Source organism: Ensifer sp. ENS02, from assembly GCF_014851885.1.
Lineage (GTDB): Bacteria > Pseudomonadota > Alphaproteobacteria > Rhizobiales > Rhizobiaceae > Ensifer > Ensifer adhaerens.
Map to the genome: position 1 here is coordinate 108716 of NZ_JACVAO010000004.1, position 17432 is coordinate 126147.

General features: G+C 63.3%; 14 protein-coding genes. 11 read left to right on the forward strand and 3 right to left on the reverse strand.

The annotated features are described in order from the left end of the window. Positions 1-15: 15 nt before the first annotated feature. Positions 16-912 (reverse strand): DMT family transporter, encoded by an 897-nt coding sequence (locus tag IB262_RS10135; RefSeq protein WP_234798795.1) that lies wholly within the window; start codon positions 910-912, stop codon positions 16-18. A gap of 145 nt (positions 913-1057) precedes the next feature. Here IB262_RS10135 and IB262_RS10140 point away from each other — a divergent pair, with 145 nt between their 5' ends. After that, on the forward strand, positions 1058-1519 hold the full coding sequence (locus IB262_RS10140; protein ID WP_089043044.1) for an Lrp/AsnC ligand binding domain-containing protein: 462 nt from the start codon (positions 1058-1060) through the stop codon (positions 1517-1519). A gap of 161 nt (positions 1520-1680) precedes the next feature. Here IB262_RS10140 and IB262_RS10145 read toward each other — a convergent pair whose 3' ends face one another. Next, positions 1681-2130, reverse strand: coding sequence for an Rrf2 family transcriptional regulator (locus IB262_RS10145; protein ID WP_051659173.1), 450 nt, complete (start codon positions 2128-2130; stop codon positions 1681-1683). 319 nt (positions 2131-2449) lie between these two features. Here IB262_RS10145 and hmpA point away from each other — a divergent pair, with 319 nt between their 5' ends. The 9 genes from hmpA to IB262_RS10190 all read left to right on the forward strand — a co-directional run bounded on the left by hmpA (position 2450) and on the right by IB262_RS10190 (position 14504). Next, the gene (gene hmpA, locus IB262_RS10150; RefSeq protein ID WP_034789777.1) at positions 2450-3664 is read left to right on the forward strand and encodes an NO-inducible flavohemoprotein; all 1215 of its coding nucleotides are present in this window, start codon (positions 2450-2452) and stop codon (positions 3662-3664) included. 224 nt (positions 3665-3888) lie between these two features. Then, on the forward strand, positions 3889-4491 hold the full coding sequence (locus tag IB262_RS10155; protein ID WP_034789780.1) for an ANTAR domain-containing response regulator: 603 nt from the start codon (positions 3889-3891) through the stop codon (positions 4489-4491). Beyond that, on the forward strand, positions 4488-5702 hold the full coding sequence (locus IB262_RS10160) for a CmpA/NrtA family ABC transporter substrate-binding protein (RefSeq protein WP_034789783.1): 1215 nt from the start codon (positions 4488-4490) through the stop codon (positions 5700-5702). Before IB262_RS10155 ends, IB262_RS10160 begins: the two co-directional genes overlap by 4 nt. Positions 5703-6027: 325 nt before the next feature. Next, complete coding sequence (locus IB262_RS10165; RefSeq protein ID WP_034789792.1) at positions 6028-7284, forward strand: nitrate/nitrite transporter; 1257 nt, start codon at positions 6028-6030, stop codon at positions 7282-7284. Positions 7285-7301: 17 nt separating this feature from the next. Next, complete coding sequence (nirB, locus tag IB262_RS10170) at positions 7302-9752, forward strand: nitrite reductase large subunit NirB (RefSeq protein ID WP_060643607.1); 2451 nt, start codon at positions 7302-7304, stop codon at positions 9750-9752. Between the two features lie 10 nt (positions 9753-9762). Beyond that, positions 9763-10092, forward strand: a complete 330-nt coding sequence (nirD, locus tag IB262_RS10175) for a nitrite reductase small subunit NirD (protein ID WP_034789883.1) — start codon at positions 9763-9765, stop codon at positions 10090-10092. A gap of 2 nt (positions 10093-10094) precedes the next feature. Beyond that, positions 10095-12752 carry a nitrate reductase gene (locus IB262_RS10180; RefSeq protein WP_034789796.1) on the forward strand — a complete coding sequence of 886 codons (2658 nt, stop codon included), beginning with the start codon at positions 10095-10097 and terminating at the stop codon, positions 12750-12752. Beyond that, the gene (cysG, locus tag IB262_RS10185) at positions 12724-14196 is read left to right on the forward strand and encodes a siroheme synthase CysG (protein ID WP_192493536.1); all 1473 of its coding nucleotides are present in this window, start codon (positions 12724-12726) and stop codon (positions 14194-14196) included. The genes IB262_RS10180 and cysG overlap by 29 nt, the downstream gene beginning before the upstream one ends. Further along, positions 14190-14504 carry a hypothetical protein gene (locus IB262_RS10190; RefSeq protein WP_034789799.1) on the forward strand — a complete coding sequence of 105 codons (315 nt, stop codon included), beginning with the start codon at positions 14190-14192 and terminating at the stop codon, positions 14502-14504. The genes cysG and IB262_RS10190 overlap by 7 nt, the downstream gene beginning before the upstream one ends. Positions 14505-14710: 206 nt before the next feature. Here IB262_RS10190 and IB262_RS10195 read toward each other — a convergent pair whose 3' ends face one another. Beyond that, on the reverse strand, positions 14711-14890 hold the full coding sequence (locus tag IB262_RS10195) for a hypothetical protein (RefSeq protein ID WP_034789801.1): 180 nt from the start codon (positions 14888-14890) through the stop codon (positions 14711-14713). 375 nt (positions 14891-15265) lie between these two features. On the opposite strand from IB262_RS10195, the gene IB262_RS10200 reads away from it, so the two are divergent. Beyond that, positions 15266-17335: an ATP-dependent helicase gene (locus IB262_RS10200; protein WP_034789803.1), complete on the forward strand. Its 2070-nt coding sequence runs from the start codon at positions 15266-15268 to the stop codon at positions 17333-17335. The last annotated feature ends 97 nt before the right edge of the window (positions 17336-17432 follow it).

Sequence of the window (17432 nt, forward strand, 5' to 3'; positions counted from 1 at the left end):
GGTCGCCGGCCCGGCCTACGCCCTTTTCAGGATCGGGAAGACCATGCCGAACGTGATGACGGCAATGGCAACGACCTGAAGCAGCGTCGGAACTTCGCCGAGAACGACGACCCCCGCCGCGGTCGTCGTCACCGGGACGCACGGCATGAACAGCGACGCAGGCTGCGGACCCAATTGACGGATGACATAGGTGTAGAGAACGCTCGCGAGCGCTCCGGCGAGAAAGCCTTGGATGACGAATTGCGTGGCAATTTCGGTGAAAGAGGCGGCAGCGAGCCCGCTGGGCGCCAGAATGTGCAGCAAGGGCAACGGCAGACAGGAGAAGAACACCACTGCGATCGTCGCCGTCACGGCGTCGACGGACCATAGCCGCACCAGCACCGCAAAGGTGGCAAACATCAACCCCGAAACGGCGAACAACAGATCACCCCGCAATGTCCCGGCGTCGGCGACGCCCGATTGGAGCACGAACAGAAAAAGGCCGGCAATGACCGTGGCAACGCCAGCAAGGCGCGTGCCGGAGGCCTTGTCCTTGAAGACGAGACGGGAAAACAGGAACGAGAAGAAGACGATTACGGCGGGAGAGAGTGCTGCCGCATGGGCGACCGGTGCCAGCGAAAGTCCCTGGTTGATGATGAGCGGATAGGGCAGCCCCGTCAGCAGCGCCAGCACGGTTGCCTTGCGCCAGCCAAGCTGCATCAACTTCGGCAAGCCGACGCTGAGGAACACCGGCAGGAAGGCCAGGGCGGCGCCAGAGAACCGCAAGGTGACGATGTCGGCGGCGGTCAGATGCTCGCGCAGACTGAACCGGGCGGCCACAAACTGTAAGGTGGTGATTGCGACGACCGCCACCCCTGCCCATATCGCCAGCCGCCGGCTGCGGTCGCCCTCCCCCATCGTAACACTTTGCACGCCCGTCTCTCCACATTGCGGAAGCCTTACCCGGCGGCTTCGACAGAAGCACCGTATTGCGCGAACGGCCGCGTCAAAATACACTGATTTCAATGAATCTAAGCGATTATCACTCTTTCATGGACAAAATAGTGTGAAGAACGAAATTGCAGGCCTCGACACCATCGATCGCACCTTGTTGAGATTGCTGCAGGAAGATGGCCGGCGGACCACACTGGAGCTGGCAGAGCGTGTCGGCCTGTCGCCAACGGGCACGAGCCAGCGCGTGAAGCGCCTCTTCCGCGAGGGCTACGTGAAGGCCGTGCGAGCGATCCTCGATCCGAAGAAGATCGGCCGGGGCACCGTCGTCTTCATCCAGGTGCGCCTCGACCATACCGCCCCGCATATCTTCGAGCGCTTCTCCGACGCGGTTGCAAAGGCGCCGGAAGTTCTGGAATGCCACATGGTGATCGGCGGCTTCGACTATCTGGTGAAGGCGCGCATTGCCGACATGTCGCTGTTCCAGGATTTTCTCGAACGGGTGATTTTGCCCCTGCCCGGCGTCAGGGAGACGCACACCTACGCCTCGGTCGGCGACGTCAAGCCGGACGCGCTGCTACCGATCTGATGCTCAGGCGGGCTCCAGCCACGGCCAAGCTCGCCCCAGCAAAGCGGCGCAACCTCAAATCGGACGTGAAGTAGCAGGTCGCGACGAGTCATTGGGGTGCCGGGCGTTATTATTCCTCGAGCGACTGGCGACCTATCACGCGCGGGTCACCAATCCCTTCGTCACACGGTGCAATCTTCGCCCGGCAACGCTGCCCTGAAACCCAGGAGCACGCCGAGCGTCGAGCGTTTTTCGACGAGATCCGCAAGCGTGTACTTGTCGAAGACCGCGACGAAGGCGGCCGTGGCTTCCGAAAGGACGGACGGCAGGCTGCAGGCCGGCGCGATGCGGCAACCTCGGCAATCGATCAGATCCGACAACTCCTCCGTGTGCCGGAGGAGAGCGCCGAGATTGATTTCGTTCGCAGCCCTTGCGAGCCTGATACCGCCGTTCCGGCCGCGTACAGCCTCCAGAAACCCCGCATTCGCGAGGTCTTGAACCACTTTCATCATATGGTTCTGCGAGACCGAGAAGGTATCGGATATCTCCCGGATGGAGCTGAGCCCAGTGGGCTGGGAGCCCAGATAGATCATCAGGCGCATCGCATAGTCGGTGTATTTCGTGAGCCTCATCGCGGGATCTGCGTCAAAAAGTCCGTTCAAAAAACATGCATTTAATTAGCATCTTTGATCGCAAGCGAATAGATGCATTTCAGATACATCTTTAAGGGTCATTTGCGATGAACGCGCGAACGGTAGCCGGAGCTGAGATCAGGATGATCGTCGAATGCTTCCAGGGCGAAGTCCGCATTAACAGGATTTTGAGCGCGGGATTCGCTGCCGCGAGAGATTGGGACACAGTTCCCGATCACCGGGCCCGGTGAATTGCCGGCTGCATTTCCAGGATCACCAACCTGCCCCCACTGATACGTCCCACCGAAAGGAAAAAATCATGCCGAAACCACTCTCCCCCGAGACTGTCCAGATCGTGAAAGCCAGCGCTCCGGCGCTCGCGGCCCACGGAACGGAAATCACGAAGAGCATGTATGCCCGCCTCTTCCGTGACGATCATATCCGCGCGCTGTTCAACCACGCCAATCAGGGCGAAGGCGGTTCACAGGTTAACGCGCTTGCCGCCGCCATTCTCGCCTATGCGCAGAACATCGATAATCTCGGCGTGCTTGGCCCGGTGGTCGAACGGATCGCCCACAAGCACATCGGCTACCATATCCTTCCAGAGCACTATCCCTTTGTAGCCAAGGCTCTTCTCGCCGCCGTCGAGGATGTGCTCGGAAGTGCTGCGACCCCTGAGCTCCTCAACGCATGGGGCGAGGCCTATTGGTTCCTGGCCGATATTCTCAAGGAGCGCGAAACCGCCATACGCGGCGAACTGATGGAGCGCTCGGGCGGTTGGAACGGCTGGAGAGATTTCGTCATCGTCTCAAAAGTTCGCGAGAGCGACGTCGTCACCTCGTTTATCCTGAAACCCAAGGACGGCGGTCGCGTTGCGCGCCACAGACCCGGCCAATATCTGACGTTTCGCTTCCAACTGGACAATGGCCTGGAGATGAAGCGCAACTACTCGATCTCCAGCGGGCCGAACGACAGCTTCTACCGCATCTCGGTAAAGCGCGAGGCGCAGGGGCAAGGCGGATCCCGATATCTCCACGATCAGGCGACCGTCGGCACGGTCTTGAGCGCGACCCCGCCGGCCGGCGACTTCTTCCTCCCCGAAGCGCCGGAAGCACCTGTCGTATTGCTGTCGGGTGGCGTCGGCCTGACCCCCATGGTCAGCATTCTCGAGACGATCGCCGAGGAACATCCGAACCTCGAGGCGCACTTCGTCCACGGCGCGCTGAACAGCGGCACGCATGCCATGGATCGGCATGTTCGCGAACTCGCCGACGCACACGGCAAGATCACGATCAGCAGCTTCTATAGTGCGCCTGCAAACGGGGATGCCGTGGGGCTGTCGCACGACTTCGATGGCTTCATCACCGCGGAATGGCTTCGCAAGCACACGCCGATCGCCAATGCCGAATTCTATCTCTGTGGCCCCAAACCGTTCCTTCGTGCGCTCGTCCCGGCTCTTGCCAGGGAAGGCGTTTCCAGCGAGCGGGTCCACTATGAGTTCTTCGGCCCAGCCGACGAACTCATTGCAGCCTAAAATGCCTTCGGTCGGCACTTTCACGGACCGTGGAAGAGCTTGATCTCCTCATTGCCGCGGCGCTGCCTTCGCGCCGCGGCAAGCCGACCTGCGCCGAGGATTGCGGCAGTCCCGCCTGTGCGTAAACGCCATCCGAAAGATCGCCCTTGCTTTCGGACCCGCCATGCTGCATTGCAAAAAGAGCCGACACGGCAGGTCAAGCTTGGTCAGAATGCGGTCGTGGCATGCAGCACAGCAGACTAAACGTCCTGGTCATCGACGAGAATCGCATCCGCGCCGCCATCATCGAGGACGGGCTGCGCGACGCGGGCTATGACCATGTCACCGTCATCGACAATATGCACGGCCTGGCGCGGCGTATCGCGGACCTCAATCCCGACGTCATCGTGATTGATCTCGAAAACCCAAACCGCGACATGCTGGAAAGCATCTTCCAGCTTTCGCGCGCGGTGAAGCGCCCGATCGCGATGTTCGTCGACAAGTCCGACGAGGCCTCCATCGAGGCGGCTGTCGAGGCCGGGGTCTCGGCCTATATCGTCGACGGTCTGAAGCAGGAACGGGTGCGCCCCATCCTGAAGATGGCGATCAGCCGCTTCAACGCCTTCTCCCGCCTCAACCGCGAGCTGGAAGAAACCCGCGGCGAGTTGGAAAACCGCAAGGTGATCGACCGCGCCAAGGGCCTCTTGATGCGCTCGCGCGGGCTCTCCGAGGAAGAGGCCTATGCGCTGCTGCGCCGCACGGCGATGAACCAGAACCGCAAGATCGTCGACATCGCCCAAAGCCTCGTCACGGCGGCAAGCCTGCTCGATCCGGGAGGAAAGGAATGACGACGCGCCACGCCATCACCGCCGGTTTCGTGCCGCTCCTCGACAGCGCCTTGCTCGTTGTCGCCCGCGAGATGGGCTTTGCCGAAGAACAGGGGATCGACCTGACCCTGCTGCGTGAGCGCTCCTGGGCGAGCATCCGCGACCGACTTGCGGTTCGCCATGTCGATGTGGCGCATATTCTCGGGCCCATGCCGATCGCCGGCAATCTCGGCCTCAATGTGCCTGCCCCTGAAATGATCGTGCCGATGTCGCTGGGTCTCGGCGGCAATGCGGTGACGGTGTCTCCGGCGCTCTGGCAAAGGATGGCGGAAAACGGCGCGACCACGGATCTCGATGCGCGCGCGAACGGTGCAGCCCTGCGCAAGGCGATCGATGCGCAGGCGGGCGCGCCGCTGCGTTTTGCCGTCGTGCATCCCTATTCCGGGCACAATTACGAACTGCGCTACTGGCTGGCGGCGAGCGGCATCGATCCGGACCGTGATATCGAGATCGTCGTGCTGCCGCCACCCGACATGGGCGATGCGCTCGCCGAAGGCGTGATCGACGGCTATTGCGCCGGCGAGCCCTGGAACACCTTCGGCGTGCTTCGCCGCGGCGCACATCTCGCCACCGTCAAGGCGGCGATCTGGCGGTCGAGCCCCGAGAAGGTGCTTGGCGTCAACGCAAAGTGGGGGGAGGCCAACCCGGAGGCGATGGCCGCCCTGCTCGTGGCGCTTCATCAGGCGTCAATTTGGTGCGCCCGCCCGGATAACCACGAGGCACTCGCGACCCTTCTGGCAAAGCCTGCCTATGTGGGGCGCGACGCCGAACTGCTTCTTCCCGCCCTCAAAGGCACGCTGCCGGTCGGCGGCGGTGAGGTCCGGGTGGTCAGAGATTTCTTCGTTCCGAATGCCAAGGCGGCGACCTTCCCCTGGAAGAGCCATGCCCTCTGGTTCTACACCCAGATGGTGCGCTGGCGGCAGATCGAGCATGCGGCAGAGCGCCAGCGCATCGCCGCGGAAACCTACCGGCCGGACATCTACCGCGCCGCATTGAAGCACCTTGGTATCGCCATGCCGTCGGCAAGCGCCAAGGTGGAAGGCGCCTTGACCGTCGAAACCCCAGTCGGCTCATCGGGCGCGCTGACGCTCGGGCCGGATGGTTTCTTCGATGGCGGACGCTTCGATCCCGACGACCTCGATGCCTACATCGCTGCCCAGTCTGCAGGCTGAATGCGCGACGCCTAATTTATGCGCATTGCACAAAAAATGGCTTCGCACTGCACCAAGGAATGTCACCCACCGGGATGACGCCAGGCCGACGATTTCACTTTTTCTTTTAGATCAATAGCTTGCCAAAACTGGCACGCTGATTGCTTTTATATTCTCAGGCCCTCGGGCCAAGAGATCGGTGTCCAACGACGGGCGCCCTACCAGCAAAGCCGCTGATCAGGACTGCGCACACGGAGCGAACCGTGTCGGGCATACCTGGCCAGCGGCTTTTTGTTTTTCACCCCCAAGATGGAGCGGCACGACCTTGTCGGGCCTCGGAGAAGCCATGTCTGAGAACAAGCAGCCATTATCCGCCAGCGAACCCGCCACGGCTTTGTGGATGTCCACTTTTGCCTTCACGATCTGTTTCGCCGTCTGGACGATCTTCGCCATCATCGGCATCCGCATCAAGCAGGACCTCGCGCTCACCGAAGCGCAGTTCGGCCTGCTGGTTGGCACGCCCATCCTCACCGGTTCACTGGTGCGCATCCTGCTCGGCGTCTGGACCGGGCGCTACGGCGGGCGCCTCGTCTATACGCTGACGATGCTGGCCGCAGCCCTTGCGACTTTTCTGCTCACCTACGCCACCACCTATCCGCAGATGCTGCTCGCCGGCCTCGGCATCGGTCTTGCCGGCGGCTCTTTCGCGGTCGGCGTCGCCTATGTCTCGCCCTTCTTTCCGCCGGAAAAGCAGGGCACGGCGCTTGGCATCTTCGGCGCCGGCAATGTCGGCGCGGCGGTGACGAAATTCCTGGCGCCCTTCGTCCTCATTGCCTGGGGCTGGCAGACGGTTGCCGAGATCTGGGCGGCCGCACTCGTCGTCACGGCACTCGTCTTCTGGTTCACGACAAGCGACGATCCGGCCTTCCGCAGCCGCCGCGAGCGCCAGCTGCCAAAGCGCAGCCTGCTCCAGGAGTTCGCACCGCTGAAGAACGCCCAGGTCTGGCGTTTCTCGCTCTACTATTTCTTCGCCTTCGGCGGTTTCGTCGCCCTCTCGCTCTGGCTGCCGCGTTATCTCGTCGGCGTCTACGGCTTCGATATCGCCGTGGCGGGCATGGTCGCAGCCGCCTACTCCATCCCCGGCAGCGTCTTCCGTGCCTTCGGCGGCGTGCTTTCCGACCGCAAGGGCGCGCGTAGCGTCATGTACTGGATGCTCGGCATCTCGGCGGTGGCAACACTGATCCTGTCGCTGCCGGCCGCCGGCGAGGGCCACGGCTTCGGCATTACGCCTGCCGTCTTCATCGTCACGGTCTTCGTGCTCGGCTTCGTCATGAGCCTTGGCAAGGCCGCCGTCTACAAGCACATCCCGGCCTATTACCCGGAAAACGTCGGGGCGGTCGGCGGCATCGTCGGCATGGTCGGCGGGCTCGGGGGCTTCGTGCTGCCGATCGCCTTCGGCCTGCTCAAGGACGCGACCGGCCTGTGGTCGAGCTGCTTCCTGCTTCTCTTTGCCGTCGTCGTCGCATCGCTCCTGTGGATGCATCTTTCGATCCGCCAGATGGAACGCCGCGCGCTCACCCTGCCGACGGCTGCTGCCGCGTAAACAGACAAGGACAGACCATGACCGAGAAACTCGTCATCATCGGCAATGGCATGGCGCCGGGGCGCATGCTGGAGCACCTGCTGGAAAAGGCGCCCGGGCACTACGACGTGACCATTTTCAACGCCGAACCACGCGTCAACTACGACCGCATCATGCTGTCGCCGGTGCTGTCGGGCGAAAAGGATTACGAAGAGATCATCATCCACGGCGACGGCTGGTACATCAAACACGGCATCACGCTTTACAAGGGTCATCGCATCGTCGCGATCGACCGCGATGCCCAAACCGTGACCTCCGACCATGGCGTGACCGAAAGCTATGACAAGCTGGTGATCGCGACCGGTTCGGTGCCCTTCATCCTGCCGGTGCCCGGCAAGGACCTGCCCGGTGTCATCACCTATCGCGATCTCGATGACGTGCAGGCCATGCTGCTCGCCGCCCAGTCGCGCGAAAAAGCCGTCGTCATCGGCGGCGGCCTGCTCGGCCTTGAAGCGGCCGCCGGCCTTGCCGGTCGCGGCATGGACGTCACCGTTCTTCACGTGATGCCGACGCTGATGGACCGCCAGCTCGACCCGGCCGCCGGCTATCTCCTTGAGAAGGAGCTGGAAGGCCGCGGCATCAAGATCATCTGCAAGGCCAACACCAAGGCGATCGTCGGCAACGGCAGGGTCGAAGGCATCGAGCTCGACGACGGCCGCATCATTCCGGCGACGCTCGTCGTCATGGCCGTCGGCATTCGGCCGAGTGTCGGCCTTGCGAAGGAAGCCGGCCTTGCGATCAACCGCGGCATCGTCGTCGACCAGGGCATGCAGACCTCGGATGGCCGCATCTGGGCGCTCGGCGAATGTGCGGAAGTGGGCGGCATGGTCTATGGCCTCGTCGCGCCGCTTTACGAGATGGCCCGTGTCGCCGCCTCGCATCTGGCTGGCGACCGCTCCGCCGCCTTTGTCCATTCCGACACGCCGACCAAGCTCAAGGTCACCGGCATCGAACTTTTCTCGCTCGGCGACTTTGCCGATGGCGACGACCGCGAGGAAATCGTCCTGCGCGACGCCACGGCCGGCGTCTACAAGCGGCTGGTGCTGAAGGGCAACCGCATCATCGGCACCGTGCTCTATGGCGAAACATCCGACGGCGCCTGGTTCAACGATCTGAAGAAGAAGGAGACCGACGTCTCCGAGATGCGCCAGACCCTGATTTTCGGCCAGGCCTTCCAGGGAGGCGCTCCGCTGGACCCTATGGCGGCCGTTGCAGCCTTGCCGGATGATGCGGAAATCTGCGGCTGCAACGGCGTTTGCAAGGGTAAGATCGTTTCCACGATTGCCGACAAGGGCCTGACGTCGCTCGACGAGGTGCGCGCCCATACCAAGGCATCGGCCTCCTGCGGCTCCTGTACCGGCCTTGTCGAACAGCTGATGACGCTGACGCTCGGCGAGAGCTACAGACCGGCCGCCGTCCAGCCGATGTGCGGCTGCACCGATCTCGGCCACGACGACGTACGTCGGCTGATCAAGGCCAAGGGCCTGAAGACCATTCCCGCGGTCATGCAGGAGCTGGAATGGAAGACCTCCTGCGGCTGCGCCAAGTGCCGCCCGGCGCTCAACTACTACCTCGTCTGCGATTTCCCGGACGAATATGCCGACGACTACCAATCGCGCTTCATCAACGAGCGCGTTCACGCCAACATCCAGAAGGACGGCACCTATTCCGTCGTGCCGCGCATGTGGGGTGGGGTCACCAATTCCGGCGAGCTGCGGGCCATCGCCGACGTGGTCGACAAGTTCGAAATTCCGCTGGTGAAGGTGACCGGCGGCCAGCGCATCGACCTGCTCGGGATCGAAAAGGAAGATCTACCGGCCGTCTGGGCCGATCTCGGCAAGGCCGGTTTCATCTCGGGCCAGGCCTATGCCAAGGGTCTGCGCACGGTGAAGACCTGCGTCGGCTCGGACTGGTGCCGCTTCGGCACGCAGGATTCCACCGGGCTTGGCATCCGGATCGAAAAGTTCATGTGGGGTTCCTGGACGCCCGCCAAGCTGAAGATGGCGGTTTCCGGCTGTCCGCGCAATTGCGCGGAGGCCACCTGCAAGGACATCGGCGTCATCTGCGTCGACTCGGGCTTCGAGATCCATTTCGCCGGTGCTGCCGGGCTCGACATCAAGGGCACCGAGGTACTTGGCCTGGTGAAAAGCGAGGACGAGGCGCTGGAACACATCGTGGCGCTGACGCAGATGTACCGCGAGCAGGCCCGCTATCTCGAGCGCATCTACAAGTGGGCGAAACGAGTCGGGCTGGACGAGATCCGCCGCCAGATCATGGAGGATACGGACAAGCGCAAGGCCTACTACGACCGCTTCGTCTTCAGCCAGAAATTCGCCCAGGTCGACCCCTGGTCGGAGCGCGTCTCCGGCAAGGACAAACACGAGTTCCGGCCGATGGCGACGGTCGGCTTCCCCCAAGCTGCGGAGTGAGATGATGAACATGACCTGGCACCCGATCGGCGACATCTCGGACATTCCGCTGCGAGGCGCGCGCTGCGTGAAGACGCCTCAGGGCAAGATCGCCGTCTTCCGCACAGCCGAAAACGAGGTCTTCGCCATCGAGGACCATTGCCCGCACAAGGGCGGGCCGCTGTCACAAGGCATCGTCCACGCGAAGGCGGTCACCTGCCCCTTGCACAATTGGGCGATCTCGCTCGAAACCGGCAAGGCGCTCGGGGCCGACGAAGGCGCGGTGCGCACCATTCCGGTGCGTATTGACGGCGGCGTGCTGTTCATTGCGCTCGAAAGCCTGCTGATTGCGGCGGAATGACCATGGAAAAGGAGGTCAAGACCACCTGTCCCTATTGCGGCGTCGGCTGCGGGGTCATCGCGACGGTCGATGACAACGGCGCCGTCGCCGTGCGCGGCGATGCCGACCATCCCGCCAATTTCGGCAGGCTGTGCTCCAAGGGGTCCGCACTCGCCGAGACCCTCGACCTCGACGGTCGGCTGCTGCATCCGGAGATCGACGGATGCCAGGCTGGCTGGGACGAAGCGCTCGACCTCGTCGCCGCACGCTTTGCGGAAACGATTGCCGAACACGGCCCGGATTCGGTCGCCTTCTACGTCTCCGGCCAGCTGCTCACCGAAGACTACTACGTCGCCAACAAGCTGATGAAGGGTTTTGTCGGTTCCGCCAACATCGATACCAATTCACGTCTCTGCATGTCCTCGTCGGTTGCCGGTCATCGCCGTGCCTTCGGTTCGGATACGGTACCCGGGACCTATGAGGATCTGGAGCTGGCCGATCTGGTCGTACTTACCGGATCGAACCTTGCCTGGTGCCACCCCGTCCTCTACCAGCGCCTTGCCGCCGCCAAGGCGAAACGGCCGGGCCTCAAAATCGTTCTCATCGATCCGCGCCGCACCATGACGGCCGATATCGCAGACCTGCATCTCGCGATCCGGCCCGACGCCGATGTGGCGCTCTTCGTCGGGCTGTTCTCACATCTGGTTTCCAGCAATGCCGTCGACCAGAACTATGTCGCGGCGCATACGGCCGGCTTCGGTGATACCTTGCTCGCAGCAGGCGGTGTTTCGTTCGACGACGTGCTCGAGCGGACCGGCCTTCCGGCGATGCAGTTGCGCGAATTCTACCGGCTGTTTTCGACAACCGAGAAGGTCGTGACCTGCTACAGCCAAGGCGTCAACCAGTCGTCTTCGGGCACCGACAAGGTCAACGCGATCCTCAACTGTCACCTTGCGACCGGCCGCATCGGCCGGCCGGGCATGGGGCCGTTCTCGCTGACGGGGCAGCCGAATGCGATGGGCGGCCGCGAGGTCGGCGGGCTTGCGAACATGCTCGCCGCACACATGGCGATCGAAGATGCCGGTGATCGCGATCGCGTCCAGCGCTTCTGGCGTTCGCCAAAGATTGCCGAAAAGCCGGGGCTCAAGGCCGTCGATCTCTTCCGGGCGGTGGCAGACGGTCGCGTCAAGGCGCTCTGGATCATGGCAACGAACCCCGTCGTCTCGATGCCGGATGCCGACGCCGTCGAGGCCGCGATCAGGGCCTGTCCCTTCGTCGTGGTTTCCGACATCCTGAAAGAAACTGATACCGCCCGCCACGCGCATGTGCTGCTGCCGTCGCTCGGTTGGGGGGAAAAGAGCGGCACGGTCACCAATTCCGAACGCCGCATCTCGCGCCAGCGGGCGTTCCTCGCCGCACCGGGAGAAGCCCGGGCGGACTGGTGGCAACTGGCCGAGGTCGGTCGCCGCCTGGGCCATACCGATGCTTTCGCCTACGAAGCGCCCGCCGCGATCTTCCGCGAACATGCCGCGCTCTCGGCCTTCGAAAATGCCGGCAGCCGCGATTTCGACATTGGCGCCTATGCCGATCTTGCGCTTGAGGACTACGACGGGCTGACGCCCTTCCAGTGGCCCCAACGGCAAGGCCAGAAGCGCGCCGAAAGCCGTTTCTTTGCGGCGGGCAACTTCTATCACGCTGACGGCAGAGGCCGGTTCGTGGCCGTTCGCCCGGCAGAGACCGACCGCACCAATGCCGATTACCCGTTCACGCTCAACACCGGCCGCATCCGCGACCAGTGGCACACGATGACCCGCACAGGCAAAAGCGCGCGCCTCTCGGCCCATATCGCCGAACCGTTTGCGGAACTGCACCCGCGTGATGCGATGGAGATCGGCGTCGGCAACGCCGACCTTATCGAGATTGAAAGCCCTGAGGGCAAGGCGTTCGTGCGTGCGCTCATCACCGAGCGCCAGGCGCGCGGCAGCATCTTCGCGCCGATGCACTGGAACGACCAGTTTGCGGCGAAGGCACGCATCGATGTCCTCGTGCCGCCGATCACCGATCGTCTTTCCGGCCAGCCGGCATCGAAGAACATTGCAGTCGCCGCGCGAAAGTTCAAGGCGACGCACTACGCCTTCGCTGTCTCGCTGGCAAAGCCGGTCGATCCAGATGCTGCCTATTGGGCGCTGGCGAAGGCGGCTGGCGGCTGGCGATTGGAACTGGCTTTTGCCGAGCCGGTGGACGACTGGGCCGGCTGGTGCCGCCGCGTTCTTGCGATCCCGCAAGGCGTAGAGCCGCTCGGCTATGCGGATGCACAGACCGGCGACATCAGGCTCGCCTTCTTCGATGGTCCGCAGCTTCTCGCGGCCTTCTTCCTAGCGCGCGAACCGGTCGCCGTCGCGCGCAACTGGGCGATCGCACAACTCGGCGCTGACCACGCCAATCTGCGCAAGCGCTTCGCGCTCGTCGCGGGCCGTCCGGGGGCGGACAAGCCGGATCCCGGCGCCACCGTCTGCTCCTGCTTCGGTGTTGGCGTCAACCAGATCGTCGCGGCCGTACGCGGCGGTTGCCACAGCGTCGAGGCCGTCGGCGTGGCGCTCAATGCCGGAACCAATTGCGGCTCATGCCGCGCCGAAATCAGGGGGATCATCGATGGATGTCTTGCAGCAGCCGCAGAGTGACGGACCCGCCCGCATGGAGGCGCTCGCCAAGCTGCCCGTCTTCTGGGCGCTGGAGGGCCGGCGCGTCGTGGTGGCCGGTGCAACGGACGGAGCGATGTGGAAGGTCGAGCTTCTGGCCGCCTGCGGCGCCCGCGTCGACCTTTACGCTGAAGGGAACGACGAGGCGCTCGCGGCATTTGCCGGCCGTACCCCGCAACACCCCACCGCCAGCGTCACGCTAAACCGCCGGCACTGGGCGCCCGCCGATCTTGACGGTGCCGCGCTCGCCGTCGGCGATTGCGAGGACCAGGCGGAGGCGCGGGCATTCTTCGCCGCCGCCCGCGCGGCGGGCGTTCCGGTCAACGTCATCGACCAGCCGGACTTCTGCGAGTTCCAGTTCGGCTCGATCGTCAACCGCTCGCCCGTCATCGTTGCAATCTCGACCGATGGCGCCGCCCCGATCCTCGCCCAGACGATCCGCCGCAAGATCGAGACGCTGCTGCCGAAAAGCCTGAAGGCCTGGGCAGCGCTGGCCCAGTCTCTTCGTGGAGCGGTGAACCGCCGGATCGAACCCGGTCCCCGGCGCCGCCTCTTCTGGGAACGTTTTGCCGATCGCGTCTTTTCGACCATGGATACGCCGGAGGAGGGCGTAGGCGGGGTGCTTTTTGCTGATGCCGAAAGGCTCGCGGGAGCCCCCGCCATCGGTCACGTGACTTTGGTCGGCGCGGGACCGGGCGATGCCGAACTCCTGACGCTGAAGGCCGTGCGCGCGCTGCAAGCGGCCGATGTCATCCTTTTCGACGACCTCGTTTCTTCAGACGTGCTCGAACTCGCCCGGCGGGAGGCAAAGCGCATGCTCGTCGGAAAGCGCGGCGGCCGCGAAAGCTGCCGGCAGGAAGACATCAACGCCATGATGGTCAAGCTCGCCAAGGCTGGGAAACGCGTGGTGCGGCTGAAATCCGGCGACCCCATGGTTTTCGGCCGGGCCGGCGAGGAAATCGCCCATCTCGACCGCGAGAACATTTCCGTCGACGTTATCCCCGGCATCACTGCCGCAAGCGCCATGGCCTCCCGTCTCGGTCTGTCGCTGACCCATCGCGACTATGCCCAGTCGCTTCGGCTGGTGACCGGTCATTCCCGCCACGGCGGCCTGCCCGATGATGTCGACTGGGGAGGCATTGCCGATCCGCGCAGCACGGCGGTCTTTTACATGGGTGGCCGAACGGCGGGGCTGATTGCCGAAAAGCTTATCGGCGAAGGCCGTTCACCTGAAACACCGGCCGTGATCATGAGCGATGTCAGCCGTCCGACGGAACGCAGCTGGCGCGGCGCGCTCGCGACAATCCCCTTGGGCATAGCGGAGATCGGCTACGACAACCCGGTCCTCATCGCTGTCGGCGACGTGTTTTCGGCCCGAGACAAGCAGGCCGGATCGATCGAGTCCACTCTCGCAGGAGCATGCTGATGGGCATCTCCCTGGTGTTCATCGTTCTCGCCATCGGCCTCAGCTGGCCGCGTTTCAGGCTCATCTTCCTGGCTCAATCGAACGCTGCGCTGGCCGCAGCGCCCCTCACCATGGTTGCGAGTGCCGTGAACCTCTGCGCCATCGGCCTCGCTGTTGCAGAACACGGTCTGCTTTTCGGCGGATTGCTCATCGCCGGCGGTATGTTCTTCGCGAAAATAATGCAAGCCGTGCCTTCAACGCCGGGCATCTTGGCTTCAGCCCTGTGCCTTGCCGCCTACATCGAAATGACGATGACGGTCGTGGCGTGACGAGCTCAATGCTGCCCCTGAACAGACACCAGCGTCTGCTGACGCGCCAAGGGATATTCGAAGGCGTCGCCTCGTATCGACGTCCCGAATATCCCAAGGTCGCCACCGTAGGCTGGTTCTAAGCGCGCAGGCAGATCACGGCCATCTCCCAATTGAGGAATGAATGCCTGTACCGAACAAGTAAAGCCGCTGCCCCGCGGCCGACATCAGTCGACTGCCGTTTCCGATCCATCGCCGCTTTCGTCGAGTACGACCGTCTCGCCGAGCGGGGTCGCTGCAATTGACCTGATCTCTTGGGCGAGCGACGCCAGCTTGCGCGCAATCTCCTGCAATTCGGCGGTCGAGCCGGTGGCCTCGCAGGTATTTTCAACGCTCCGTTCGTCCATGTGCTCTTCCTCTTTCGAGTGGACGCAGGAGCGGAGCATATTTCTAATCTACTATATAAGGCCACAAGCCGTCGCGCGTTCTTCGTGCGGCGCACAGCCATAGGTATAGGCCGATCGATAAGCCGGCGATCACCCGCGACAGATCTCGATCCACGGCCGATTGGCCTTACCTGCAGCAATCAAGCCTATCGGCGATCTCGCAGGTCATCAAAACCTTGGAAGAGTGACATTCCGACGTTGCAGGAGCGAAAACTCGGCGACGTCAGGGTTTTCATCTGGATGCTAAATTGCTAGTTCTTTCTTTGTTCCTGCCCGACTCTTGGATGCAAATCGATGCGGGCAGTGACTGAGTGCGACGAAAACGAACGGGAACGCATGAGCGCCGCCTATCTCGAAAAACTCAATGACCGCCAGCGTGAGGCGGTCGAGCACGGTATCGGCTTGCCGGAAGGACAGGTCGGCGGCCCGCTTCTCATCATCGCCGGTGCCGGCTCCGGCAAGACGAATACGCTCGCCCACCGCGTCGCGCATCTCATCGTCAACGGTGCCGATCCGCGCCGCATTCTGCTGATGACCTTTTCTCGACGCGCAGCAGCCGAGATGACCCGCCGGGTCGCGCGCATCTGCCGCCAGGTCCTTGGCGACAACGCTGCAGTCATGACGGACGCGCTCTCCTGGGCCGGCACCTTCCATGGCATCGGCGCCCGGATCCTGCGCATCTACGCCGAACAAATCGGTCTCGGCCCGGATTTTACGATCCACGACCGGGAGGACAGCGCCGATTTGATGAACCTCGTGCGCCACGAGCTCGGCTTCTCGAAGACGGAAAGCCGCTTCCCGACAAAGGGAACGTGCCTTTCGATCTATTCGCGCGTCGTGAACTCTGAAAGCTCGATTGGCGACGTATTGAAGTCGGCCTATCCCTGGGTCACCGGCTGGGACGAACAGCTCAAGGCGCTGTTTGCGGCTTACGTCGATGCCAAACAGGCGCAGAACGTGCTCGATTATGACGATCTCCTGCTCTACTGGGCGCAGATGGTTTCCGATCCGGAGCTTGCCGAAGATATCGGCGGACGCTTCGATCATGTTCTTGTCGACGAGTATCAGGACACCAACAGGCTGCAGGCGTCGATCCTGATGTCGCTCAGACCGGGCGGCCACGGATTGACGGTCGTTGGCGACGACGCCCAGTCGATCTATTCTTTCAGGGCTGCGACGGTTCGCAATATTCTCGATTTCCCGAACGCCTTTTCGCCCGAGCCTGCCGACGTCATCACCCTCGACCGGAACTACCGCTCGACGCAGCCGATCCTCGCCGCTGCGAACGGCGTGATCGGCCTGGCGCGGGAGCGATTTACCAAGAACCTCTGGACGGACAGGCAATCGGAGCAGCGCCCGTTGCTCGTCGCCGTCAAGGACGAAGCGGATCAGGCCGCCTACATCGTGGAGCAGGTTCTCGCTGGCCGCGAGATCGGTATCGCCTTGAAGCAGCAGGCGGTGCTTTTTCGCTCGTCCAATCACAGCGGAACGCTCGAAGTCGAACTCACCCGCCGCAACATTCCGTTCGTGAAATTCGGTGGCCTGAAGTTTCTCGACAGCGCCCATGTGAAGGACCTGCTCGCAGTCCTGCGCTTCGCGCAGAACCCGCGTGATCGCGTCGCAGGTTTCCGGTTGCTGCAGATGCTGCCCGGTATTGGCCCACAGACCGCTGGAAAGATCCTCGATGCGATCGCCGCCGATCCGGAACCACTCGCGGCTCTTGCTGAGATCCCGCCTCCCGCCAAGACCGGCGAGAACTGGACCGGCTTCGTCGACCTGGTGTCCGGTCTGCGACGGGCCGAGCCTGGATGGCCGCAGGAGATTGGCGCTGCGCGCGCCTGGTATGAGCCCCATCTTGACCGGATCCATGAAGACGCCGACACGCGCAAGGCCGACCTGCTGCAGCTCGAGCAGATTGCCGGCGGCTACCAGAACCGCGAACGTTTCCTGACCGAGCTGACCCTTGACCCGCCCGATGCCACGAGCGACCAGGCGGGCGTGCCGCTGCTCGACGAGGACTATCTGATCCTGTCGACCATCCATTCGGCGAAGGGCCAGGAATGGCGCTCGGTCTTCATGCTCAACGTCGTCGACGGCTGCATTCCGTCCGATCTCGGCGTGGGTACAACTGCCGAACTCGAAGAGGAGCGGCGGCTGCTCTATGTCGGCATGACACGGGCACGCGATCATCTCTCCCTGGTGACGCCGCAGCGCTTCTTCACCCACGGCCAGAACGCCCAGGGCGACCGGCATGTCTACGCCTCGCGAACCCGCTTCATCCCGGCGACATTGCTTCAGTTTTTCGAGACGACGAGCTGGCCGAAGATCTCGGCAAGCGCCAGCGAGCGAAGCGCCAAGCAGATCCGCATCGACGTCGGCGCCCGCATGCGCTCCATGTGGAAGTGAGCGAAGGCGGTGGCGAGCTCGCGAATTGTGCGCTCGTGTCTGCAGACAGACCAAGCGAGGAGCGCGTGCCGCTCGCCAACCGCCGGTCTGTAGCGTT

Coding starts and splice junctions, on each gene's coding strand:
- IB262_RS10145 (WP_051659173.1), bottom strand. CDS start 2,130: ATGAGGCTCACGAAATACACCGACTATGCGATGCGCCTGATGATCTAT.
- hmpA (WP_034789777.1), top strand. CDS start 2,450: ATGCCGAAACCACTCTCCCCCGAGACTGTCCAGATCGTGAAAGCCAGC.
- IB262_RS10155 (WP_034789780.1), top strand. CDS start 3,889: ATGCAGCACAGCAGACTAAACGTCCTGGTCATCGACGAGAATCGCATC.
- IB262_RS10160 (WP_034789783.1), top strand. CDS start 4,488: ATGACGACGCGCCACGCCATCACCGCCGGTTTCGTGCCGCTCCTCGAC.
- IB262_RS10165 (WP_034789792.1), top strand. CDS start 6,028: ATGTCTGAGAACAAGCAGCCATTATCCGCCAGCGAACCCGCCACGGCT.
- nirB (WP_060643607.1), top strand. CDS start 7,302: ATGACCGAGAAACTCGTCATCATCGGCAATGGCATGGCGCCGGGGCGC.
- nirD (WP_034789883.1), top strand. CDS start 9,763: ATGACCTGGCACCCGATCGGCGACATCTCGGACATTCCGCTGCGAGGC.
- IB262_RS10180 (WP_034789796.1), top strand. CDS start 10,095: ATGGAAAAGGAGGTCAAGACCACCTGTCCCTATTGCGGCGTCGGCTGC.
- cysG (WP_192493536.1), top strand. CDS start 12,724: ATGGATGTCTTGCAGCAGCCGCAGAGTGACGGACCCGCCCGCATGGAG.
- IB262_RS10190 (WP_034789799.1), top strand. CDS start 14,190: ATGCTGATGGGCATCTCCCTGGTGTTCATCGTTCTCGCCATCGGCCTC.
- IB262_RS10195 (WP_034789801.1), bottom strand. CDS start 14,890: ATGGACGAACGGAGCGTTGAAAATACCTGCGAGGCCACCGGCTCGACC.
- IB262_RS10200 (WP_034789803.1), top strand. CDS start 15,266: ATGAGCGCCGCCTATCTCGAAAAACTCAATGACCGCCAGCGTGAGGCG.